A 21,396-nucleotide genomic window follows, 5' to 3' on the forward strand; every position below is an offset into this window, starting at 1 on the left:
TTATGTATTAATTTTATAAAATGAAAAATAAAATAGTTAAAAATTCATTCTAAATCCTGTTGTTACATATATCGGAGTTTCTATTTTATTACCATTTTGATAGTTTATTTCAGTATAGAAAAGAGCATCATTACCTATATTAGTTGTTAAACCAATGCCGTACTTACCAGTATTCCCAGAATAACGACTATCAAATGATACGTTATTAATTTCTATTTCATTATTTTTAATGAATTCACGAGATATTGCTGCTTTTAAGTAAGGCTTAATATTGTGGTTTGCAATCAGTAAATTACTTTCTAATGTGGTTCCTAATTCACCTTTTAAGCTATCCGCATTGTGGATGTTTGCTTTCATACCATTATCTAATAAATAATGCGACTTACCAATATGAGAATAAAGGATCTGGCTGTATGGTGTCAGTGTTAATGCGTTTGAGAACGCAATAGGATAACCTATTTCTGTTGACGTTGTAATCGCATTTTGATTGTAATTTCCTTTAACTCTTCTACCTTCATTCATATTAGTATTGATTTCATTATGAAGATGATTCATCTTAAATAAAGAGTCTACATAAAAACTAGAATGATTAATCCAAGTTAAATAAATACCACCACTATAGCTATTAATATCACCATTATTAATATTGTCAGATTTGATCTTACTCTTAGTGTAAGAAGTTATTAAACCAAATAGTAATTGGTCATTATTTATGGCTATCTTCTTATCTATACCAACTTGCATTCCATTTAAGTTTGAATGGAATTGACTATAACCTTTATCATTCAAATGAGAATTATGATTTAAATAGCGAACCCACACTCCGAGATCATTATTATTTTCACGCAAGAAGCCCATTCTTTGGCGTAAAGTACTCGTCTCAATACTCAATATGTGCTGTGGTGCTGAGGCCATATTAATAACGGCTTGAGCACTATTGCTTAATATAGGTTGAGTAACATTAGGCTGTTTAGAGGTATCAGGCTGTTTAGAGGTATCCGGCTCGCCTGATTTTCCACCTACAAGATACCACTCTGTATGACCATCATTAGTTTTGCTATTTAGTTTATATTTCCAAACACCAACTTCAACATTACCCTCTTTATTTAATAAATTAAAATTAGCATCACCTCTATTTACATAAACTAATTGAGTATTTTTAGGATCAGAAATTTCTTCTCCGCTATCATTTATTTTTAATCCAAAATGCCCAGTAGCATGATCTGAAATATAAATATTATCGCTTAAACCATTGGCTAAGCTGCTACTTAAAATAAAAGTACCTTCACCGGTGAGCGTTTTCAATTCAAGCCGATTAAATTGCATGCCAGAAATATAATGTTCCATTTCAAGTTGGCTACCAGATTGCATCTCTAGATTGTTAATATGAGTAATTAATTCTGGGCCTGGTTTTTCTGGTCTAGGAGCATTGCCATCATCACCATAATCTTCGTTCCATGAGGGTAAAATATATGTTTTACCTGCTAGTGTTAAGTTTTCTATAAAGATTTTAGTTGAAGGGACAGGATCATTTTTAGATACATCAGTAGATTCAGCATCAATGTTATCAATATATAATTCAGCATTTTTATCTATAAATAATTTGCCTATAGATGATGAACCTGCGCTCATATCAATATTACTTGTGCCTGTTACTATAGTATCTTTAATAGTAGGAATACCTATTTTTTTTGCATCATGAGCATACATACTAATAGTAGCATCGTCTTTAACGATAGTACCTATCGCGAGACTATCACCATTCATTCTTAATATTGCCTCGTTTGAAAGAGTAATATTTTGTATTTCGTGGCTTTTATCTATATAAAGATTTGTTGTATCACTGTAAGTAGAATTAGAAGTAATTTCATTATTGGAGAGAATAACACCTTGTATATTATTTTCTTTTGCATAAACAGAACTGGCTAAGAAAGATAATATACTTATAGTAATAATATTCTTACTAAAATGTTTATTCAATAGCATAAAAATGACCTTTTTTATTTTTTATTGTGTGAAAAATAATTAATTTATGCTTAATGATTATGTTATTTGTTTTTTTTATCAATTTAAATAACCGTAAAAAAATTTATTTAGAATATAATCTTTCTTAAGGTGAATTCTATTAAAGAAAAATATAATTATTTGCTATATAGAATAATATATCTTAGATGGGTTATTTAGCTTATGGTGTTTTTTATTTTAAAAAACACCATAAGCTAAATAAGAGAATATCATAATAGCCTAGCTATTATACTTTGGGGTTTCTGTATACTAAAATAGCAAAAAATAGAGCCCATAAGAAACTGATAACTTTAAACCATTTAGGATATTTTTTTTGTAGAGAAAACCAGCAAAAAATAAAGGGAGCAAAAAAAGTGGCAATTGCTAGGATAGCAAATTTTGTTTTATAAAATCTTTTTGCTTTAAATTCTTTTTTAACTCTTTTCTCAATTTCTTTGCCGTTTCTTTCTACTTCAGCTCTTTCATTATTCCATAATGGGTATTTATTATCTAACCAACGCGTTATCCCAAATAATGAGGTGGTAATTCTATTCTTTGCGTATTGACTTGTATCGCCAGAATATTTTATTTCTTGAATAATTTGAAAGAATGATACAGTAAGTTTAAGAAACTCATTGTCTAATTTCTCATAAGGCAGAGGCTTATCAGAGTTAGGGCTTTTACTTTTTTTCTCCGATCGTTCAAAACAACCAATCATTGTAGAGACTTCATCAACGGTTTTATCTGCAAATTTATTAAATTCTCTTTTTTGAATTTCTTGCGGTGACAGTCCATCATCAGAAAGACTAATTCTGTATGTAGTTCCCAAACTAGGAAAAATTGAGTTTCTTTTTCTTACATTAGCTTTTACGGTTCTTTTGGGGTTTAGAAACATGAATGATACCTATCTATTTTCTAATTTATCATGAATATATTAATGTTTTTTCTAAACTTAAACAACGAACTATATCGTAAATATCCTATCGATAATGTACTGCTAATCATCTTTAAATGATGATTTTGTAAAACCGTGTAAGTCAGACCGTTCTGTTGCTGTTTTGTGCCAATATTTTCTCTTTTACAAATGGGGAATTATTATGTCTACAATGAAAACAGAAGTTATTGTTATTCGTTTAACAAAAAAAGAGCGTGCATTATTGGATTCAATAAAAACAGCACCACTACTTGCAGATTGGATGAAAGAATTAGCACTTTCTAAATTACAAGAGCACGATATTTCATCTAATAAATAGTTACAAATGCCGGCAAAAAGGGAATTGAGTCGGCATCCTTATTTTATTACTTATACTATAAAATTAAGTCGTAACAGTAATAATGGATTATAGTTTATGTCCATTAATTTTAAGATATGGATATTAATAGAACTAAAAAAGCATTTGAGTAAAGTTAAAGAGATGTAAAGCTAATTGTAATGAGAAAATGATATCAACAACCATTGCCAATAAAAAAGCCCAATGTGGCGGCATTGGGCTTAGTGACTCGAATAGATGGGTATAAAAAACTATTAGAGATCGGTATAAATGTAGTGAATTTTCATTTTATAAATTAACAATAAATGCTTTTTTTTAAGTAAAAAGTGCTGTTATGCTTTATGTCGTCTAGTTTTAAAGCAAATTGATGTTTTTTCATTCTATTTAATTGTGTGGAGTTTCGTAGATCTACTCGTTTTCATACTTTTGGCTATGTGAATAGAGGGAGCGATGCGCTCTTTTATCAATACTTGGTAGATAACGATAAGTTAATTATAATCAAAAACTTATAAACTCTTTTCTCGAGTGCTTTTTGTAAAATTAAAGATATAATATGAATAAAAACAATAAGTTATTAATTTCTGAGCAACAGAACATAATGTGTGAAAGATATGGTGTTTTACCTCAAAAGCCAGAAGAGATGGTAGCGATTGCTTTGGATAACCTAAATGGTAATCCTATTTACGGTACACGCATAAAACACTTAGAAGGTGGTACTATAAGTTGGTTTTTCTATTGTGAGGAATATTGTGCAAAGGACGACTTTTATCAACCATTGCATACAGAACATTTGAAAGAATTACTACCTGAAGTAATAAATTATCTTTATCTACCAGAAGGATATAATTTTATTATTGATAGAGATGGATATGAAGATGTTTGGTTTGAAGAGATAAATTAATAAGTATTTATCATTATTTTATAATTTTTAGATTAAGTAGATTTACATTTTTATATGCTCTTACGTATTGAATTTTATAACTATGCTGAGAGTATATAATATAAAAATATTGAGCTATTTTAAGAATTAAAAATATTAATTGATGTTGGTCTTATTTTTAACATAAAGACAATGACAGATTAATCAGTTTGAGTAAATATTATAAGAGTATTTAATTCACTATTAATAAGGAAGGTAGCTATTTATGTTTCCAGAATATCGTGATTTAATTTCAAAACTTCGTCAGACTGATCCCCATTTTCGTGCTCTTTTTGAACAACATAACGAACTTGACCATAAAATTGTTAGATTAGAACATAAAGATAGAAGAGGATATGGTGAAGAAGTTGTTGAGCTCAAAAAACAAAAACTAAAACTGAAAGAGGAAATTCATCAGATCCTCAAAAACCCACCGGAAGAAGCGTGAGTAATAAAAAATAATTACTCTATAAATACATAAAGATGCAGAAACCATCCAACTAAAAAGGGATGGTTTTTCATTTTTAAAAAGATAATTTATTTTTAATTAAAAAATTATATAAACCATATAGTTATATATATAAAGAAAAGGCTACTATTGTAGCCTTTTAACTGTCTAGGTTCTAAATATAATAACTTAGTTATGTACTATGTTAAAACTCATCTTTCCAAAGCACATCAAAATGGTTTGAATCTATTTTATAAACAGCTCTAACGTTATCATTAATATACTGTTTATAAATTTCATCGTCAGAAAAATAAATGGATATGGCTAACTCACATTCTGACGATATTTTTCGTGGAGCATCAATAATTTTTGCGGAAAAATTATCTTGTTGGAGTTGTTGCTGAAGTTTTTTTACAGCGTATTGCTCATGAAAAAGGAATAAATAGTTATGCGCCATTTTTACTAATTCCATTATCTTTTGCTTTATTTGCGACATAGGTATAAATAGCAGCAACAATGACAGCAAACAATAAACCAATAATAACAACTAGCTTACCATTATCAGTAACTCCAGCAGGGCTTGAGGCATAAGTGAAGTTATGAGCAAATGCTGCCCCCACTAACATACCCATGACGCTTACAGCAGCATCTGAGTTACCTTGGCCAGCATTAGCTAGTTGTCGTAATGGGCAACCTGTAATGAGTACACCACATAAGCCTACAAGCGCCATAGAGAGAAAATTCCATAGACCATCGCTGTGGGCTATTGGTTGATTTTCAAAACTAAGATTAAACTTGCCTAAATAGAGATTACCCAAAAAAACAACGAGTGTTAATGTGATTACACCAAACGCCATATTGTAATTGCGCGATAAAAATACATGTTTGGCCATTCCAATAAAGCAGAATCTTGTGCGTTGAATAATAAAACCAATAATAAGCCCTGCGATGATAGACATCCACACTGGCGCATGACTTGCTCCAGGGCCTTTCACACTGGCATTAAATATATCACTATTCCATAAGAATAGAGCAAATAGGAATATACATATGATAGGTAAAATAAAACCTTCTATAGAAGATTGGTTATAATTTCTTGGTAGAGAAAATCCTTTTTTGACAAATAAACTACCTATGCCAATTCCTATTATTAATCCAACTAATCCTATAACAGCATTTAAATCACCGGCGCCGATACGAAGTACCATTCTTAATGGACAACCTAAAAAAACTAAGCAACCTATCATCATTAGAAAACCCAGTGTAAAACGAATAATAGGTGCAGAGCCTGCCTTTGGTTGAAATTCTTTGAAGATAAGTGCGGCAATAAAAGAACCAAGAATAAAACCAAATATTTCTGTGCGAAGATATTGTACCGTTTCGGTGTGATGCAAGCCCATACTTCCTGCGCTATCACGAATAAAGCACGCTACACAAACCCCCATATTAGGTGGATTTCCGTTAATACCAAGAAGTAACGCAAGAGTACCGATAATAAATCCAGATAGGATTAAAACCCATTTTATAGACATCAAATGCTTCCGTTGATGGGGAAGCCCCCTGACTAATAGAACCTATTAAGTACGGAGCAACTATATATAAGAATAACGTATGATTCTTTTATATAGATCACGTCAAAATTAATAAACTAGATAAGATAATTTTTAGAATCTAAGAATGTTAATTTAATGAGCAATAAGTTAATTATTGTTTAAATAACTTATTGCTAATAATGAAGAGTATAAAATGATGTTTAGAAAAGGATTAATTTAACTATTTATTTCTTTTTTCCACTTTGTATATGCATTTGTAATTACAGGTGCAATTTTTTCATCATTATCCCATGTATTTTCAACATAATATGAAGAAGATAACCCTTGGGCTAAAACACGCTCGAAATCTTCAAAATAGCTATTATTTTCTGATTCATAATAATATTGTGTAAATGCATATCCTTCATCACTCAAGTCATCACTAATAAATTTCTCGTCACAAACTTGGATAAGAAATGCAAGACCATCCATTTTTCTTTTACGCAGCATTTCTAGTTCTTTAGTTGCATCTTCTTGTAAATCCTAACTTTCTAAGTTATTTTCAATAATCCAAGTTAAATAAAACCCTATATGTATACCTCCATTTTCAGGTGGAAGGTCGTCAGGAAAATCACCATAAGCGTGCTAGTCGATTCTATCAATTGCCATTTTTCTACCTGTGTTAGTGAGTGGAGATTATTTTATTGTAACAAGTTATCGATATACAAATAGTAGCATTACTATAAAAATAAAATTATCAGTGGATAATAATAACAGATTAAATTAAAAAGAATAAACCAATGTGTTAGCTGATACGGAAAATAATAAACTAAATTCAATTATCATATTTTGATTCCACTTATTATAATAATCATTATTAGATTGGTATTTATTTTTTAATTAAGATAATACTTATCCCCATTTTATTATTCTTTGAGATAATACTGATTTAAAAGATAATGGAAGTAACTCTCTAACTGTTAACAATACTTAAAGTATATTTATGGAAAATTTTATTTTAGCTTTGGGTTTATTATCAATTTCTTCTATCGCTGTTTCTGCTGATTTATCTAAAACATGCGAAGACTATTTTAAAGAAACTGACTCTTATGTCGAATTAATGGCAAAAAATGATGCAACTAAAGCTCAAGCAGAAGCGATGAAAGCGCAATATACTCAAGCTAAAGAACAATTTGCAGCATTACCTAAAGATGTACAGGAAAGTACTTGTAAGCAAGCTTTAGATTCTTTAGAGCAAATGAAAAAAATGTCAGCAGGTCAATAAGTTTTATTTTATTTCGATAAGCCTTATAATAATTAAAGTTATAGGGCTTTTTTTATGACTAAAAGATAAAAATACTTTTTATATCGCAATATCTTCTTATTAAATCTAATTTAAAATTAAAAAATAATTTATTTTCATTACCTCTATGTTTGTTTTCAATTTTATTTATTTAATGTTAATATCAAATGCCTTCTCTAAGAATGAGTATTGACAATGAACATTGTGGTTTATATTGCAACAAGTTTAGATGGTTATATTGCTGATAAGCAAGGTAATATTGATTGGCTTACCAGTATTGAAAACCCTGAAAATTTAGACTTTGGTTTTTCTGACTTTCTTAGTGAAATAGATGTAATTATTATGGGAAGAACAACGTTTGAAACAATAATGGGTTTTGATATTGAGTGGCCCTATGTTCAGCCTGTTTTTGTATTAAGTAATACCATTAAAGAATTACCAAGCTCATTACCTAGTAATGTAAATATCTTATCAGGAAATGTTAGTGAAATAATAAAAAGACTTAAAGATGATGGATATAATAGAGTGTATGTTGACGGTGGAAAAACAATTCAAGGATTTATTAATAAAGGTTTTGTTGATGAACTTATAATAACTAGAATGCCTATTTTATTAGGTGAGGGCATACCGTTATTTATTCCAAATGATAAAAAAATAGAATTTACTCATCATAAAACAGAAGTGTATTTAAATTCTTTTGTTAAATCACATTATAAAAAACATAATTAAATATCAATTATTAAATTTGGAGGGCACCTTATTGGTGTCCTTTCTTATTTCTATATGATTAATAATTTAATATAGTTGGTTGCTATACATTTCCGTTGGATGTATTTTTGTTTATTCTTATTATTTTAGTTAAGTTATTTGTTTGTCTTGTATTTTTTATCAAGTTATAGCTTAAATCATTTTCTATCATCGATTTATGAGCATATTTCTTTATTTTTATATAAATGGGAAAATTTATTTTGTTGATGAATCGATTTTATGGAATAATTATTTACTCCTATTTCTTATTGATATTCAATTTATGCATTATTTTTTATTGTTATTACTTTCTGTATTTGTAAGTTCTGGATGTACCAATAATAAAGTAGCTCAGACTAAACTAATTGAAACACACACCGATAATTCCATTTCTGATAGTCACTCGGTTAATAATAACTTGGTTTTTATGTTAGGAAAGCAATCTCGTTTTGAAATGGAAGTTCAAGAAGAAAAACAAAGGCTTGGACAAGTTTTTAAGGTCGGTTTAAATGAGAAAAAACCATCAATCAACGATCAGTATTTAAATAATAATTCAACATTAAAGCCTATTCAAAAAATAAGTTTTACTATGCCAGTTGCTGAGCCTATTTGGAATGAAAAAAAACAAACTGTTGAATTCAAATGGAAACAAAAGCCACATTATACTTTTGATGCCTATTAATATTTTAATATCAATTTAAAATTTAATTTTATATGGATAAATTATGCGCATAGCAATCACCTTATTATTATCTTTTCTATTATTGGGTTGTACTACTGATAACGTTACTTTTAGTACGGGTAATTCAGGGAGCCATAGAATAGGCAGCCCAGTATGTTCTACATTAGTTTGTGGTAAGAATACTCGAACACCAGGAGAGCAAAAATCAATTAATGAGGCTGTTCATGAACAACAGCGGGCTATTATGCGAGGAGAAAAACCTGATTTGCAGATCATGGCTTCTTATTAGAATTTAACACGATTTAAATAGAGCTAGAAAAAGTGCACTAGCATTAAATGCTAATATAAATCTTAAGCCGCTTTATTTCATAGTTGCTCAAAAAAATAGCGTAATAATTTACGCTATTTTTAGCAGAAGAAATTTAATGGATAAAGATTAAGGGATACAAGGCTCTGGTGCATAGTTACTATTTGGAAAAGGATTTGGTAAATAGCTACATTTCTTCATCATTTGTTGTGAGCCTTCTTCTGATTCAAAAAGTGCAACACCAATTACCCCCATATTTCTTTTATCACCTTGAGCACTATAATTTACATATCCTTCATCAGGAGCGCCAAAGCGAAAAGCGGCAACTTGTTGCTGATTTTTTCTAAAACCTTCAACAAATAAAGTATCTCCAGGTCTTAATAAATAACCTCTATTTTGATAAGAGCCTGCTGTTCCACTAATGACATCTAATCCATCAACAGTAATAACAGCTTCATATATTATTTTATGGCTAGTGTTATGTAAGAAAATAATATAGCGCTCATTCTGTTTTCCATACAGTAAATATTGATTATTCTGTGTGTGATATAATGGCATTATCTTTCTGTATTCAGTCAAGATTGATATCTGTACTGGACTTTCACTAATACGCACAATTTTTGAATAAGAATTGGAAGGCACTCCACTTTGATAAAATATAGATGTTGTTTGTGAAGGTGTTTGTGATAATCGATACGCTTCAACACTTTCAGTAACAGAAGATAAACTTTCTCCCCATTTTGTTGAAAGGGCTCTATTTTCAGTTTGCTCATTGGCAATACTTAAGCTAGTGGGATAGTTTCTCTCAATTGTTGTACAACCAGAGGTTAGTATTAAAATACTACTCAATAACGAAAGTGATGCGATTGTTTTGAATAGATTCATATTCTTGCTTTCCTTAGTATTTATGCGAGATTTGTTTCTAAATTTTATTAATACCAAATTAGCGTGTGCTTTCTAATTTGTCTCTCAGCTAATTCTTAGGATAATCGTATTTAAGATAAACAGCTGTAATTTAGGATAATTTGAGACCAAATATTATTCATTTATGGGTTGGCGTAATAAAATAGATAAAAATAAAAAAATGATCTCATTATTTTGAGTTTTTATTTTCTCCTATTTCTCCCTATTTTCTTATTTAGGCATTTTATGCCTATGGCGGTATTGAATAGCAATTGAAAGAAGAAGAGTTTAATTCTATTATAGAACGTATATGTTTTATTATGATCTGTATATAAGGATTGGTGTGGGTATTGTAAAAATTTCTGATGAATTACATGAGTACTTGCGAAAAGCAAGTAATGTGATGTCACGCTCTGTTAATGCTCAGGCAGAGTTTTGGATAAAAATTGGCATTCAAGCAGAGTTAAACCCAGATAAGACATTTCCAATGATTATCAATGAAATGCTGGAAAAAGAAGCCATCAAGCAAGACGTAGAATAAGAGGAAAGAAGAGTGGATAAAATAACGATTAAAACGGCTGATGAAATTGAATTAATGCGTGAGTCAGGGCGTTTATTGGCGAAAGTTTTTACAATGCTTGATGATTTTATTGTACCTGGTGTTTCTACACTAGAGATTAACGATAAAGTTGATGATTTTATTGTCAATGAACTTCAATCAAGACCAGCAAGTAAAGGTCAATATGGTTATGAGTATGTGCTAAATACATCTATCAATGAAGTTGTTTGTCATGGTGTGCCAAAAGCAGATGAGCGCCTTAAAAGCAAAGATATTGTTAATGTTGATATTACACTAGAAAAAAATGGATTTATTGCTGACTCTAGTAAAATGTATATTATGCCAGAGGCATCTCCTATTGCGCGTAAATTAGCAAAAACAACGTATCAAGCAATGTGGGAAGGTATTAAGGAAGTAAAACCAGGTGCGACATTAGGCGATATTGGTCATGCTATTCAAAGCTTTGCACAAAGTCATGGATATAGTGTAGTGAGAGAATACTGTGGGCATGGAATAGGAAGAGAAATGCATGAAGCGCCACAGGTACTACATTATGGTATTAAAGGACAGGGCGTTGAATTAAAAGAAGGCATGACTTTTACGATTGAGCCAATGATAAATCAAGGCGGCGCTAAAATAAAAACCAAGAAAGATGGTTGGACTGTTGTAACAAGAGATAAAAAGTTATCTGCTCAATCAGAACATACTATTTTGGTAACAGCAACAGGGTATGAAGTGCTCACTTTACGTCCAGAAGAAGTATTACCATAATTGCTACTCTTTTATATTTATAGCCATTTTAAGAGAAAATATTTTTTATAATTTAAAAATATTTAAATTTTTAATTGAAGTGGCTAGTTGCATCTATTTTATTTTCCATTCCTATCAATAAATTAAGTTAAAAACTCAATATCTTTACAAACCAGAGTTGTAAATTACACGTTGTTCACTATATTAATATCAATATTCATTAAGTGTTAATGGAACATTGTCAAATGATTGCAGGATGCGATTATTACTTTATGAAAAATAAGGATGTTAATATGGAAAATATTTCAAAAATTTTAGAAGCGTGGGGATCATGGGTAGCTAATGATCAAAATGCTATTAATTTGTTGAATAATAAAGAAATCATTCCAGAGCGTATAAAGTTGAGAGAAAAATGTACTCATCATAATGCTAATATTATTAATGACTTAATGAAAAGATTGATGGCGCACAATAAAGAGGACTATCAATTGCTTATTAATTATTATATTTTTGGTAAAACGTTTATTCAGCTTGCAAAATATGATCAATGTTCGGATACATATATTGGAAAAAAACTGAAAAAAGCAGAAGGTATGATTGAAGGTATGCTGATTTTCTCTGGTATTAATTAAGACTATAAATAAAAAATCAAAATAATGCTTTACGATCGTAAAATAAAGATTAAGCTAAAAACACTTAGAATAATTAAGGTATAAAAATACGATGCTTACTATAATTTTTGTACTTCAAAGTTGTATTTTAAATTTTGTATTCTAAGTGTTGTTTTAAGTATTGCTAATAGGATGTTTAGCAAATTAAATAGATTAATTTAAACCCAAGGAGTGGAAAATATGTCAACTACATATCCAATTATTTTAGTTCATGGTTTATCTGGTTTTGATGATATCGTCGGTTATCCTTATTTTTATGGTATCGCCGATGCCTTAGAAAAAGATGGCCATAAAGTTTTCACCGCATCTCTTTCTGCATTTAATTCTAACGAAGTTCGTGGTGAACAACTTTGGGAATTTGTGCAAAAAATTCTCAAAGAAACGAAAGCAAAAAAAGTAAATTTAATCGGTCATAGCCAAGGCCCATTAGCTTGCCGTTATGTTGCTGCAAAACATGCGAAGAGCATTGCTTCTGTTACTTCTGTTAATGGTGTAAACCACGGTTCAGAAATTGCAGATTTAGTACGACGTATTATGCGCAAGGATAGTGTGCCAGAATATATTGCTGATGCAGTAATGAAAGCTATTGGTACTATTATTTCTGCATTTTCAGGTAATTGTGGCAATCCACAAGATGCCGTCGCTGCATTAGAAGCGTTAACAACTGAAAATGTAACTGAATTTAATAAAAAGTACCCACAAGGGTTGCCAGCTGTTCGTGGTGGTGAAGGTAAAGAAATCGTAAATGGCGTTCATTACTATTCATTTGGTAGCTATATCCAAGGTTTGATTGCTGGTGAAAGAGGCAATTTACTGGATCCTACTCATGCCGCAATGCGTGTATTAAGTGCATTCTTTACTGAGCGTGAAAATGATGGCTTGGTAGGTCGTACAAGTATGCGATTAGGTAAACTGATCAAAGATAATTATGCTGAAGATCATCTGGATATGGTAAATCAGGTTGCTGGGTTAGTAGGGCGTGGTGAAGATATCATCGCTATTTATACAAACCATGCGAATTTCTTAGCAAGTAAAAAGCTTTAATCATCCTGCATACTTGTTATGAAATAATCTAGTACGAATGGCTCTAATCAATTTAGAGCCATTTTTATTTTTTTAATTATTGTTGGTTAATATCTTTATTAACGCTGACAGAAATAGCATAGCCTAATAAATAAAGTGCTTGCTCTAGACTATCTACTTTTGAGGTTTGATTAATTTCAAGTAAACGCTCTATTTGTGCACTCGTTAAATTCATTTTTCTTGCAAGATCGGATTTTTTTGTCTTTGTTTCTAACATCGCATTATGTAATGCAATTTTTAAACAGCTAATAAGAGGTAAGTAGACAATAAAATCACCATCTTGGGCTTTGGATGGAGCAGGAATAGGCTGTTTACTCGCAATAAACTCCTCAAGACCCACATGTAAAATATCAGAGGCTTCTAGTTCAATATCATCTTCTGTATAAGCAACAGCGTGTATATTATCAAAATCACGGTAGGTAATTTCGTAAGTTTCACTTTCTTTATCAAAATGAGCGACTGCTGGATAGTTGAACATAAATAGCCTTTTATAAAGTTGAAAACTAGGTTTAACATGAAATTACACAATATAATGTGTTTTCAAAATTCTTGTGTATAGTACTAAAGTCAAACTCTATTTATCTATTTGATATTAAATAGTATGTTAAAGATTAAAGCATATTTATTAAAATTTATCTTCATTTCTTGCTAATGTAAGAAAAAGTGCAGTAGATAGTACATTGCTTGTTGGTTATTGCGTATTTTTACTGGAATTGATAATTAATTCTAGATAGATCTTATATTCAAGAAAAGCCATCTTATCGATGTTCATAAGGTGTTTTTAGAAAGGAGTTGTTTATGTATCCCGTTGATTTACATGCTCATACTATTGCTAGTACACATGCTTACAGTACAGTTAGTGAATATTTCCAGCAAGCTAAAAAGCAGGGAATTCAGTTGTTTGCAATTACTGATCATGGCCCAGATATGGATGATGCACCTCATGAATGGCATTTTTCTAACTTACCTGTGATCCCTCGTATTATTGATGGTGTTGGTATTCTTTATGGTATAGAAGCGAATATTAAAAATATTAAAGGTGAAACAGATTGTAGTGAGAAAATGAGCAAGAAATTAGATATTGTACTTGCTGGTTTTCATGATCCAGTAATGAGCTCATTAGGTCTTGTTGATAATACAAAAGCGTTAATTGCAACAATAGCAAGTGGCTGTGTCCAAATGATTACGCATCCAGGTAATCCGAAATATCCAATAGATATTGCTGAAGTTGCAAAAGCAGCTGCTACTTACAACGTTGCTTTAGAAATGAATAACTCATCATTTATTCATTCTAGAGTAGGAAGTGAGAAAAATTGCATAGAAATAGCGAAAGCAGTACGTGATGCAGGAGGATTAATTGCACTAGGCTCTGACTCACACATTGCTTCTTCACTAGGAAATTTTGATCGAGTATTAGAAGTATTAGCTCAAATAGATTTTCCACAAGAACGTATATTAAATGTAACTCCAAGAAGGGTATTAGATTTTCTAGAGTCACATGGTAAAAAAGAGATCCCTGAATTTAGCCATTTTTAATATTGGGTTAAATCAGTAATAAGAAAGCTATCCTAAGATTAAGATAGCTTTTATGCTGTGGGTAGACTTAACATTTACTGATGAAAAACAGTTAATTCTTGTTTTAGTCTATCTGATTGTGTTTGCAAAGAATCTAATGAACTGACTAATTCTCGTGTCATTGTTGAATTAGCTTGTGTGGTTTGATCTAATTGATTTATTGCATCTTCAATTTGGGCAATACCATTACTTTGTTCATTTGTAGAAATAGAAATATCGTGGATCATTTCATTAATATTTTCAGTATGTTTAGAAATATCTACCATATTATCGTTTGCGTCAGCGGCTAGCTGAAAACACTGATTTATTTTTTTACTTGAATTAGCGACAAGTACTTTTATCTCTTTTGATGCCAAATTACAGCTAATAGATAATTCTCTTACTTCTTTAGCAACAACAGCAAAACCTTTTCCGTGTTCACCGACTCTTGCCGCTTCTACGGCAGCATTTAAAGCCAATAGATTTGTTTGGAAGGCGATATTATCGATTGTAGAGGTAATGTCGTTTATTTGTTCAGAGAACGTGACAACTTCATGCATATTTTCAACAACGTTAGCGAGCATTTCATTGCTTTGATGGATCATCGTATCTGTTTTTGTTACTAGCTCACATGATGCTTGTGTATTTTCTGCATGTTGTTTTGATGTAACGCTTAATTGTCGTATTCCTGCGGAAGTTTCGAGCACAGCTGCTGACTGTTGTTCAACACGAATAGCAAGATTATTGTTCATAACAGCAATATCACTTAATTCTGAATTAATAAGACCTGAGCTGTGATTGATGTTATTGACGATCCGTTTTATCTGATCTCGCATTTTTTGAATATTGGCAGTGAGAATATTTATTTCATATAGACCTTTTGTGGTGACATCGGTCGCTAATTCTCCATTACTAATATCTTCGATATTTTTCATTATAGCGTTTAAAGGTGAAATAAAGTTTTTTCGTAGTACAACTTGAACTAAGAAAGAAAAAATAACAATTAATATTGAAATGGCAATTAAGCTATAAATAATTTTATCGTACAGTAATTCTCCTTCACCCAATGAAGCCGTGTAATAATTTTCTAGCTGTTGATGATAGTTAGTATAAGCTTGCTCAAAATTGTCTTGATAGGTTTGTGTTGGTTGATTTAAATACTCGTATGTTTTGCCTTGTTCTAGAAAGGCTAAAAATTCAATGAGCGCTGCATTAAGCTCAGTATATTTCTGCTCTAATTGTTGTATATAACTTTGATCTTCAACATTATGAGGAAAATTCTTGAAACTTTCCCATCCATTTTCAACGTGCTGAAGTTTTTCTTTAGTTTGTTGTAATAATGAGGATATGTCAGTATTTGCGGTAGCCATTTTATTAATGATTAATAAGTGGCGAGAACTAGCCCTATTTAAGGTATTACGTGTTTGTAGTAGATTTTCCCAAGTATCACTTAGTAGTGATTGTTCATGGTAGATATTATTTAGTGTGTTTAAGTTTCTCTTGTAATCATTAACTGAAGAGAGAAATAAAACACAAGCTAGCCCAAGAAGTAAGATTAAAGAGCCTGTAATAAGCCAAACTAGGGTGGTTGTTTTTAAACTCGACATATTAAAAGAGACGTTTGGCAAATAACGTTGTTTGAAGTTCTTAAACATGTAATGTTATTTCCTTTTTCATAAAAATATAACTGTGTAATTTATTGATTTTTAAGTTTTATTTTTACTTCCTGTAACTGGTATAGACAAAGAATTAAAAAAACAAATGAAAATATGTTTTTAGGTCACTCTTTGATTTAATGCCATATATCCTTTTGATTTTTTCAAATACTAAAAAATAGTATCGGCATTTTATAAATATTCTTTATGCTTATTTATTGTTCTGATTAATAAATTTATTAAATGTATTTATTTATTTTGTAACACGTTGATTTTTAATTAATTTTTCTTAAATATTAAAAGTTAAAGATAAATAATAAAAATGATATAAAAGAGATCACCTTCGTGGAATATAGTTAACCTGTTGATTTATTATTAACTTTATGTGATTGACTAGTTTATTTTTGAACAATTAGATTTAAATAATGCCAGTGTTTCTATTTATAAAATAAAAAATTAATAATGATTAAAACAGCAATAAATTAAATTATTTTTTGTTTATTTAATAGAACAAATAAGAGAACTTAACGTTATAAATGAGAGGAAGATAAAAAGATTGCAATAGATAAAAAATAAGAAATCAGACGAAATCGCTATAAGCGGGAGGGTTATAACCCCTCCGCCTATAAATAAAGATCACATCAGGAATGATCCTAATGATGTATGAAAATTTCACATAAGATTAAAGATAAAAATAAGTTATTAAAGTGAAATGCCAGAGAATGACATAAAACCAAGTGACATTAATCCTACTGTGATAAATGTGATCCCTAATCCTCTCAATCCTTTCGGAATGTCTGAATATTTCATTTTTTCACGTAAACCTGAGAGGGCTATAATCGCAAGTAACCAACCTATGCCACATCCTGCACCATATATCACTGATTCAGTAAATGTGTAATCACGTTCAACCATAAAAATGGTGGCACCAAAGATAGCGCAATGAATAGTCAATAAAGGCAAAAAGATCCCTAATGAATGATAAAGTGAAGGGATAAATTTATCTAAAAACATTTCTAAAATTTGAACTAGTGCCGCTAAAACGCCAATAAAAGTAATATATCTAAGAAAGCTAAGATCAATACCTTCAACTATCGCGTCTTTCTTTAGGATAAAATGATAGATTAAGTTGTTGATAGGTGTAGCAATAATAAGTAAGACAGTAACAGTAAGACCTAGTTTTAATGAGGTTTTTACTTCTTTAGAAACAGCAAGAAAAGTACACATTCCTAAAAAGAAACTTAATGCCATATTCTCAACAAAAGTTGCCTTAATAAAGATATTAAGGTAATTTTCAAGCATAAACCCTCCTGTTAATATATTTTTTTACTAATTCTATTAAAAACAGTGTATTAATATAAGTGGTATTGCAAAAATATCTTTAAAATTAGATCTAAATGACATTTTTTGACTAAGAGTGAGATTTATTTAAGATAAGGAAAATAAAATTATTGGATAAATGTAATAAATATAGGATTCAAATAAATCTTCTATTTAAAACCCCATTTTTTATTGTTAGTGGGTAGGATAAAAAGCATTAGAAATGACAAAGCATCAATATCTGTTGATAGCATATCGATGCTTAGATGAGAAAGTTTTTAATTATTTTTATAGAGATGTTTACTGAATAAAATTGTTTATGATTTGAGGTTGTTTAACATGAGTGTTTTATAGTTATCTTTCTCAAGATCTTTTTCTGTAAAACCAAATTTTGCGGCTAAATGTCTTAATTGAACCGTGTAGAGTGATAGTTTGCTTTGGTCGTCCGTCATGATAGCAAACTCGGCAAATGAGCCTAATTTATCTAGTTTATCAATTGTGATATGAAACTCATCTAGAAAATAGATTTCTCTTGATTTTGTATAATTGAGAATACAATGGTAGCCAAGTGTCGTAAACATAGAGACTGTTTTTTCTGCATCTTCGATGCGAACGGCTTCACATTGTGATAAATCAGGGCCTTTAACGATAAGAAGATTTATTCCTGAGGGTAGCATTTTTCTTACGCATAAACTGATGGTTGGAGTTGAAAATTCAGTATTATCATGTTCCATGTACCAATCTGTTTCTTTATTCTCAGGTGTAAATAATGTGGCTCCTGATTTTTTTAATTCATTAATAAAATTTTGTGGATTTTGAAGGTGATATTTTAGTTCAGCTTCAAATTTACCTTGAAAGTGTTCAGACATACGTTTTCCCCAATTTAGCGTTAATGAATTATAGCGCATTAACAAGGTGCTCTTCTGAGATAAAAACGAACTTTTAGTGTTATTTCATTATTTTCTATTTTAGTAAATTAGATGAAAATATTTAAATAGAGTAATGGATAAAATTACTATGAAATAAGGATAAGAGGATATAGTGTTATTAAAAAAAGATATAAGGGAAAATAAAGGGGCGTTGCCCCTTTATTATTACAGAACACCTTCGAACGGGTTCCAACTTTGATCATTTTTGGTTTCTTTTAAGTAGTATGCATAGTTGGCTGTTATCGCCCATAAAATGTTAACTGCGATACCCACAGCATTGATAACACTATTGTTTACAGGTAAAAAACCAATAATAGTAAAAATGGCAATATTAATAGCAAATAATGTTAATGCCTTGCGCCATAAACCTAAAATAAGAAAGTAAATAAAACCAAAGAAAAATGCCCAGATATTCATTCCAATAAGAATACGTTTACCAAAGGAGAGTTCTTTATAAGCAGCTTTAAATTCTGGCGTTTTAGGTGAGCCATATTTATCAAAAAATGAAAAACGCTCTTGCCATTTTTCAGAAAGTTCTTTATTCATTTTAATTCCTTTTACTCTGTTGATTAAATTTAGCCTTAATAGAAAAGTATCTTTACATAATTTAACATCATGAACAATATAAATTTATTAAGAGATTATTAATATAAGAGTTTATATAAAAAGCATTAAAGTGACTGTATTTCTAGTCATTTTTTAATAATTATCTTATTGCTTCAGAATATATTTTTAATAATTACTCTTAAAAATAAACAGGATAAAATAAAATATCATTTTGAATGGATTTTATGGTGAAAAGAATAAGAAATCTGGCTTATGACGAATACCAGATTTCTTATGGAAGTAGGAAGTGAGTGATTAACGCACGACTAATACAGATGATTCTGCGTAACTAACCACTGAAGATGCGGTAGAACCTAGAAGATAAGTTTTCATACCAGGATTACGAGAACCAATGACAATCAGCTCTGCTTGAATTTTTTTTGCGGTTTCTAAAATTTTATCGCGAGGATTGCCTATAGACACGTAAAATTGAGTTGTACTATTGGGAATATCAATGTGCGATAAATTTTCTTTTAGTGTGGATAATGCAATTTCAATACGTTGTTTGTCACTTGCTAGTCTATCTTGGCCTGCGAATGCAAATCCGACAAAAGACTCATAACTTGGAATGACTGATAAAAAATGAATATTCAATTTGTCAGCGACAGACAATGCTTTTAGATGAGACACAACCTTGTCTAATAAACCAAGCTCTGTAAAATCAACGGGTACTAACACTGTTTTTGTCATAGTGGCTCCTAATTAACCTTTTATTATGATTAGGGCTTTTATATTAATTTTTTGTGCATACAAATATGAGTTGCCTACTAATCTTATCAGTCAAAATGAAAAACTGCACAAAAATTGGAATTATTTTTATTTTTTGAGAGTTATGTATTTTTTTATGTGAAAAGAGTGAAAAAAACTGCTGTCTGAAAAATAAATATGTAGCAATATCAAATAGAAATCATAAAAAAATAGGGAATGATAACAAGTAATAGAAGGATATTTTATTTTTCTAATGATGATTATTGTAGATATTACGTTGTATATATTTATTGATATATGGTAAAGCTTATTTTTGAATATTTTTTAATGGTTGGAATATGATTTTTATTTAATGCTAATTTTAATTTCTTGGATTATAAAGAAAAAGTTAATAAATATGGAAACTAAAATTAAAAGTCAAAAGTGAAATATTATATTTATATATTTCAATGCGTTAGGTTATTTTATGTAATGGTTAAATACATGTTTTATCTTAATGATAATAAATGCTATTTAGCTTTTTAATAGTATTAAAAGCATATTACAAATGAGATTGGTTTTTATTTTTATTACGGCTAATTAATTAAAAAAAATAAATAAAAGCACACTTAAATAGCTATATTTTTATTTTTAACTGTGCATAATATCCATAATGTTAATTTTCATCGCAAGGAACGTAAAATATGTTACATCAAGATATGATCAACAAATTGAATGAACAGCTAAATCTAGAGTTTTATTCGGCAAATCTGTATTTGCAAATGAGTGCTTGGTGCGACGATAAAGGGTTTGATGGGGCTGCTAAATTTTTAAAAGCTCACTCTCGTGAAGAAATGGAACATATGCACCGCTTATTTGATTACTTAAGTGATACAGGTGCAATGCCTTTACTTGGGGCGATTGAAGCTCCACCTGCTGAGTTTTCATCATTATCTGAGTTATTCGATAAAACTTACGAACATGAAAAACATATTACATCTGAGATTAATAAATTAGCGCATGTTGCAATGACAACTCAGGATTATTCAACATTTAACTTCTTACAATGGTATGTTGCAGAGCAGCATGAAGAAGAAAAATTATTCAAATCAATCCTTGATAAATTAGCAATGGTTGGTGACAGTGGAAAAGCTTTATTCTTGTTAGATAAAGATCTGAACACATTATCAACATCTGCACATGTCTAATTATTAATAAAGCTTTAAATAGCCTAAATTAATAAATGAATTATTGCGCTCTGCTGTGAATGAATAGCAGGGCGTTTTTTATTCTTCTATATTACCTCCCTTTCTATTGTTGCTATTCTTATCTCTTCTCTTACTTACATTGTCTGTTTTTTACCCTAAAAAATACCTACCCCATGTTATTTATACAGAGTGGTTATTTTACTTTTAGTTGTATTTGGTTATGTATTGAACTGTTTAGACTGTCAATATGGGTATTAT

Annotated in this window: 25 protein-coding genes; 13 read left to right on the plus strand and 12 right to left on the minus strand. The window is 30.1% G+C overall.

Annotated features, from left to right (window positions below; all coding sequences use genetic code 11):
• Positions 1-36: 36 nt before the first annotated feature.
• Positions 37-1,986 (minus strand): autotransporter outer membrane beta-barrel domain-containing protein, encoded by a 1,950-nt coding sequence (locus F1325_RS08080; RefSeq protein WP_160230303.1) that lies wholly within the window; start codon positions 1,984-1,986, stop codon positions 37-39.
• Between the two features lie 265 nt (positions 1,987-2,251).
• Entirely contained in the window at positions 2,252-2,899 is a 648-nt protein-coding gene (locus F1325_RS08085) for a hypothetical protein (protein ID WP_109372548.1), read from the minus strand.
• 202 nt (positions 2,900-3,101) lie between these two features.
• Between F1325_RS08085 and F1325_RS19170 the strand changes: the two genes are divergently transcribed.
• From F1325_RS19170 to F1325_RS08095, 3 genes are all read left to right on the plus strand, one after another.
• The gene (locus tag F1325_RS19170) at positions 3,102-3,257 is read left to right on the plus strand and encodes a hypothetical protein (RefSeq protein ID WP_167392481.1); all 156 of its coding nucleotides are present in this window, start codon (positions 3,102-3,104) and stop codon (positions 3,255-3,257) included.
• Positions 3,258-3,828: 571 nt separating this feature from the next.
• Entirely contained in the window at positions 3,829-4,176 is a 348-nt protein-coding gene (locus tag F1325_RS08090; RefSeq protein ID WP_160230304.1) for an immunity protein Imm33 domain-containing protein, read from the plus strand.
• Positions 4,177-4,420: 244 nt separating this feature from the next.
• On the plus strand, positions 4,421-4,642 hold the full coding sequence (locus F1325_RS08095) for a DUF465 domain-containing protein (RefSeq protein ID WP_109372547.1): 222 nt from the start codon (positions 4,421-4,423) through the stop codon (positions 4,640-4,642).
• A 205-nt stretch (positions 4,643-4,847) separates the two neighbouring features.
• Here F1325_RS08095 and F1325_RS08100 read toward each other — a convergent pair whose 3' ends face one another.
• The 3 genes from F1325_RS08100 to F1325_RS19345 all read right to left on the minus strand — a co-directional run bounded on the left by F1325_RS08100 (position 4,848) and on the right by F1325_RS19345 (position 6,684).
• Complete coding sequence (locus F1325_RS08100; RefSeq protein ID WP_160230305.1) at positions 4,848-5,114, minus strand: putative Se/S carrier-like protein; 267 nt, start codon at positions 5,112-5,114, stop codon at positions 4,848-4,850.
• Positions 5,089-6,174 (minus strand): YedE family putative selenium transporter, encoded by a 1,086-nt coding sequence (gene yedE, locus F1325_RS08105; protein WP_244313558.1) that lies wholly within the window; start codon positions 6,172-6,174, stop codon positions 5,089-5,091. The genes F1325_RS08100 and yedE overlap by 26 nt, the downstream gene beginning before the upstream one ends.
• A gap of 237 nt (positions 6,175-6,411) precedes the next feature.
• Positions 6,412-6,684, minus strand: coding sequence for a hypothetical protein (locus F1325_RS19345; protein ID WP_244185023.1), 273 nt, complete (start codon positions 6,682-6,684; stop codon positions 6,412-6,414).
• A 493-nt stretch (positions 6,685-7,177) separates the two neighbouring features.
• On the opposite strand from F1325_RS19345, the gene F1325_RS08115 reads away from it, so the two are divergent.
• The 4 genes from F1325_RS08115 to F1325_RS08130 all read left to right on the plus strand — a co-directional run bounded on the left by F1325_RS08115 (position 7,178) and on the right by F1325_RS08130 (position 9,195).
• Positions 7,178-7,459 (plus strand): DUF5339 domain-containing protein, encoded by a 282-nt coding sequence (locus tag F1325_RS08115; protein WP_109372544.1) that lies wholly within the window; start codon positions 7,178-7,180, stop codon positions 7,457-7,459.
• Between the two features lie 213 nt (positions 7,460-7,672).
• Positions 7,673-8,206: a dihydrofolate reductase family protein gene (locus F1325_RS08120; RefSeq protein ID WP_109372543.1), complete on the plus strand. Its 534-nt coding sequence runs from the start codon at positions 7,673-7,675 to the stop codon at positions 8,204-8,206.
• A gap of 196 nt (positions 8,207-8,402) precedes the next feature.
• Entirely contained in the window at positions 8,403-8,906 is a 504-nt protein-coding gene (locus tag F1325_RS08125; protein WP_160230307.1) for a hypothetical protein, read from the plus strand.
• A gap of 43 nt (positions 8,907-8,949) precedes the next feature.
• The gene (locus tag F1325_RS08130) at positions 8,950-9,195 is read left to right on the plus strand and encodes a hypothetical protein (protein WP_109372541.1); all 246 of its coding nucleotides are present in this window, start codon (positions 8,950-8,952) and stop codon (positions 9,193-9,195) included.
• A 147-nt stretch (positions 9,196-9,342) separates the two neighbouring features.
• Here the strand turns inward: F1325_RS08130 and F1325_RS08135 are convergent, their stop codons facing one another.
• On the minus strand, positions 9,343-10,098 hold the full coding sequence (locus F1325_RS08135) for a hypothetical protein (RefSeq protein ID WP_109372540.1): 756 nt from the start codon (positions 10,096-10,098) through the stop codon (positions 9,343-9,345).
• A gap of 361 nt (positions 10,099-10,459) precedes the next feature.
• Between F1325_RS08135 and F1325_RS08140 the strand changes: the two genes are divergently transcribed.
• The 4 genes from F1325_RS08140 to F1325_RS08155 all read left to right on the plus strand — a co-directional run bounded on the left by F1325_RS08140 (position 10,460) and on the right by F1325_RS08155 (position 13,140).
• A complete protein-coding gene (locus tag F1325_RS08140; RefSeq protein ID WP_109372589.1) occupies positions 10,460-10,657 on the plus strand; it encodes a ParD-like family protein in 198 nt (65 codons plus the stop codon).
• Between the two features lie 12 nt (positions 10,658-10,669).
• The gene (gene map / locus F1325_RS08145) at positions 10,670-11,446 is read left to right on the plus strand and encodes a type I methionyl aminopeptidase (protein ID WP_100158067.1); all 777 of its coding nucleotides are present in this window, start codon (positions 10,670-10,672) and stop codon (positions 11,444-11,446) included.
• Positions 11,447-11,718: 272 nt separating this feature from the next.
• Positions 11,719-12,057 carry an antiterminator Q family protein gene (locus tag F1325_RS08150; protein ID WP_244185022.1) on the plus strand — a complete coding sequence of 113 codons (339 nt, stop codon included), beginning with the start codon at positions 11,719-11,721 and terminating at the stop codon, positions 12,055-12,057.
• A gap of 219 nt (positions 12,058-12,276) precedes the next feature.
• Positions 12,277-13,140: a lipase family alpha/beta hydrolase gene (locus F1325_RS08155; RefSeq protein WP_160230308.1), complete on the plus strand. Its 864-nt coding sequence runs from the start codon at positions 12,277-12,279 to the stop codon at positions 13,138-13,140.
• A 76-nt stretch (positions 13,141-13,216) separates the two neighbouring features.
• Here the strand turns inward: F1325_RS08155 and F1325_RS08160 are convergent, their stop codons facing one another.
• A complete protein-coding gene (locus F1325_RS08160; protein WP_109372538.1) occupies positions 13,217-13,657 on the minus strand; it encodes a hypothetical protein in 441 nt (146 codons plus the stop codon).
• Between the two features lie 320 nt (positions 13,658-13,977).
• Here F1325_RS08160 and F1325_RS08165 point away from each other — a divergent pair, with 320 nt between their 5' ends.
• A complete protein-coding gene (locus F1325_RS08165; protein ID WP_109372537.1) occupies positions 13,978-14,715 on the plus strand; it encodes a phosphatase in 738 nt (245 codons plus the stop codon).
• A gap of 74 nt (positions 14,716-14,789) precedes the next feature.
• Here F1325_RS08165 and F1325_RS08170 read toward each other — a convergent pair whose 3' ends face one another.
• The 5 genes from F1325_RS08170 to F1325_RS08190 all read right to left on the minus strand — a co-directional run bounded on the left by F1325_RS08170 (position 14,790) and on the right by F1325_RS08190 (position 19,933).
• On the minus strand, positions 14,790-16,388 hold the full coding sequence (locus F1325_RS08170) for a methyl-accepting chemotaxis protein (RefSeq protein ID WP_167392480.1): 1,599 nt from the start codon (positions 16,386-16,388) through the stop codon (positions 14,790-14,792).
• A 702-nt stretch (positions 16,389-17,090) separates the two neighbouring features.
• Entirely contained in the window at positions 17,091-17,690 is a 600-nt protein-coding gene (gene nqrE / locus F1325_RS08175; RefSeq protein WP_109372536.1) for an NADH:ubiquinone reductase (Na(+)-transporting) subunit E, read from the minus strand.
• A 335-nt stretch (positions 17,691-18,025) separates the two neighbouring features.
• On the minus strand, positions 18,026-18,616 hold the full coding sequence (locus tag F1325_RS08180; protein WP_244185021.1) for a class IV adenylate cyclase: 591 nt from the start codon (positions 18,614-18,616) through the stop codon (positions 18,026-18,028).
• A gap of 186 nt (positions 18,617-18,802) precedes the next feature.
• Complete coding sequence (locus F1325_RS08185) at positions 18,803-19,183, minus strand: DUF2628 domain-containing protein (protein WP_160230309.1); 381 nt, start codon at positions 19,181-19,183, stop codon at positions 18,803-18,805.
• 315 nt (positions 19,184-19,498) lie between these two features.
• Complete coding sequence (locus F1325_RS08190) at positions 19,499-19,933, minus strand: universal stress protein (protein ID WP_072062602.1); 435 nt, start codon at positions 19,931-19,933, stop codon at positions 19,499-19,501.
• Positions 19,934-20,634: 701 nt separating this feature from the next.
• Here F1325_RS08190 and ftnA point away from each other — a divergent pair.
• Positions 20,635-21,138: a non-heme ferritin gene (gene ftnA / locus F1325_RS08195; protein WP_075673382.1), complete on the plus strand. Its 504-nt coding sequence runs from the start codon at positions 20,635-20,637 to the stop codon at positions 21,136-21,138.
• Positions 21,139-21,396 lie beyond the last annotated feature (258 nt).

Origin of the sequence: Proteus columbae (assembly GCF_009914335.1) — a bacterium.
GTDB lineage: Bacteria > Pseudomonadota > Gammaproteobacteria > Enterobacterales > Enterobacteriaceae > Proteus.

Coding starts and splice junctions, on each gene's coding strand:
- F1325_RS08090 (WP_160230304.1), top strand. CDS start 3,829: ATGAATAAAAACAATAAGTTATTAATTTCTGAGCAACAGAACATAATG.
- F1325_RS08180 (WP_244185021.1), bottom strand. CDS start 18,616: ATGCGCTATAATTCATTAACGCTAAATTGGGGAAAACGTATGTCTGAA.
- F1325_RS08085 (WP_109372548.1), bottom strand. CDS start 2,899: ATGTTTCTAAACCCCAAAAGAACCGTAAAAGCTAATGTAAGAAAAAGA.
- yedE (WP_244313558.1), bottom strand. CDS start 6,174: ATGTCTATAAAATGGGTTTTAATCCTATCTGGATTTATTATCGGTACT.
- F1325_RS08100 (WP_160230305.1), bottom strand. CDS start 5,114: ATGGAATTAGTAAAAATGGCGCATAACTATTTATTCCTTTTTCATGAG.
- F1325_RS08170 (WP_167392480.1), bottom strand. CDS start 16,388: ATGTTTAAGAACTTCAAACAACGTTATTTGCCAAACGTCTCTTTTAAT.
- F1325_RS08150 (WP_244185022.1), top strand. CDS start 11,719: ATGGAAAATATTTCAAAAATTTTAGAAGCGTGGGGATCATGGGTAGCT.
- F1325_RS08120 (WP_109372543.1), top strand. CDS start 7,673: ATGAACATTGTGGTTTATATTGCAACAAGTTTAGATGGTTATATTGCT.
- F1325_RS08165 (WP_109372537.1), top strand. CDS start 13,978: ATGTATCCCGTTGATTTACATGCTCATACTATTGCTAGTACACATGCT.
- F1325_RS08185 (WP_160230309.1), bottom strand. CDS start 19,183: ATGAATAAAGAACTTTCTGAAAAATGGCAAGAGCGTTTTTCATTTTTT.
- F1325_RS08160 (WP_109372538.1), bottom strand. CDS start 13,657: ATGTTCAACTATCCAGCAGTCGCTCATTTTGATAAAGAAAGTGAAACT.
- F1325_RS08080 (WP_160230303.1), bottom strand. CDS start 1,986: ATGCTATTGAATAAACATTTTAGTAAGAATATTATTACTATAAGTATA.
- ftnA (WP_075673382.1), top strand. CDS start 20,635: ATGTTACATCAAGATATGATCAACAAATTGAATGAACAGCTAAATCTA.
- nqrE (WP_109372536.1), bottom strand. CDS start 17,690: ATGCTTGAAAATTACCTTAATATCTTTATTAAGGCAACTTTTGTTGAG.
- F1325_RS08130 (WP_109372541.1), top strand. CDS start 8,950: ATGCGCATAGCAATCACCTTATTATTATCTTTTCTATTATTGGGTTGT.
- F1325_RS08095 (WP_109372547.1), top strand. CDS start 4,421: ATGTTTCCAGAATATCGTGATTTAATTTCAAAACTTCGTCAGACTGAT.
- F1325_RS19170 (WP_167392481.1), top strand. CDS start 3,102: ATGTCTACAATGAAAACAGAAGTTATTGTTATTCGTTTAACAAAAAAA.
- F1325_RS08135 (WP_109372540.1), bottom strand. CDS start 10,098: ATGAATCTATTCAAAACAATCGCATCACTTTCGTTATTGAGTAGTATT.
- F1325_RS08125 (WP_160230307.1), top strand. CDS start 8,403: ATGAGCATATTTCTTTATTTTTATATAAATGGGAAAATTTATTTTGTT.
- F1325_RS08190 (WP_072062602.1), bottom strand. CDS start 19,933: ATGACAAAAACAGTGTTAGTACCCGTTGATTTTACAGAGCTTGGTTTA.
- F1325_RS08115 (WP_109372544.1), top strand. CDS start 7,178: ATGGAAAATTTTATTTTAGCTTTGGGTTTATTATCAATTTCTTCTATC.
- F1325_RS08155 (WP_160230308.1), top strand. CDS start 12,277: ATGTCAACTACATATCCAATTATTTTAGTTCATGGTTTATCTGGTTTT.
- F1325_RS19345 (WP_244185023.1), bottom strand. CDS start 6,684: ATGCTGCGTAAAAGAAAAATGGATGGTCTTGCATTTCTTATCCAAGTT.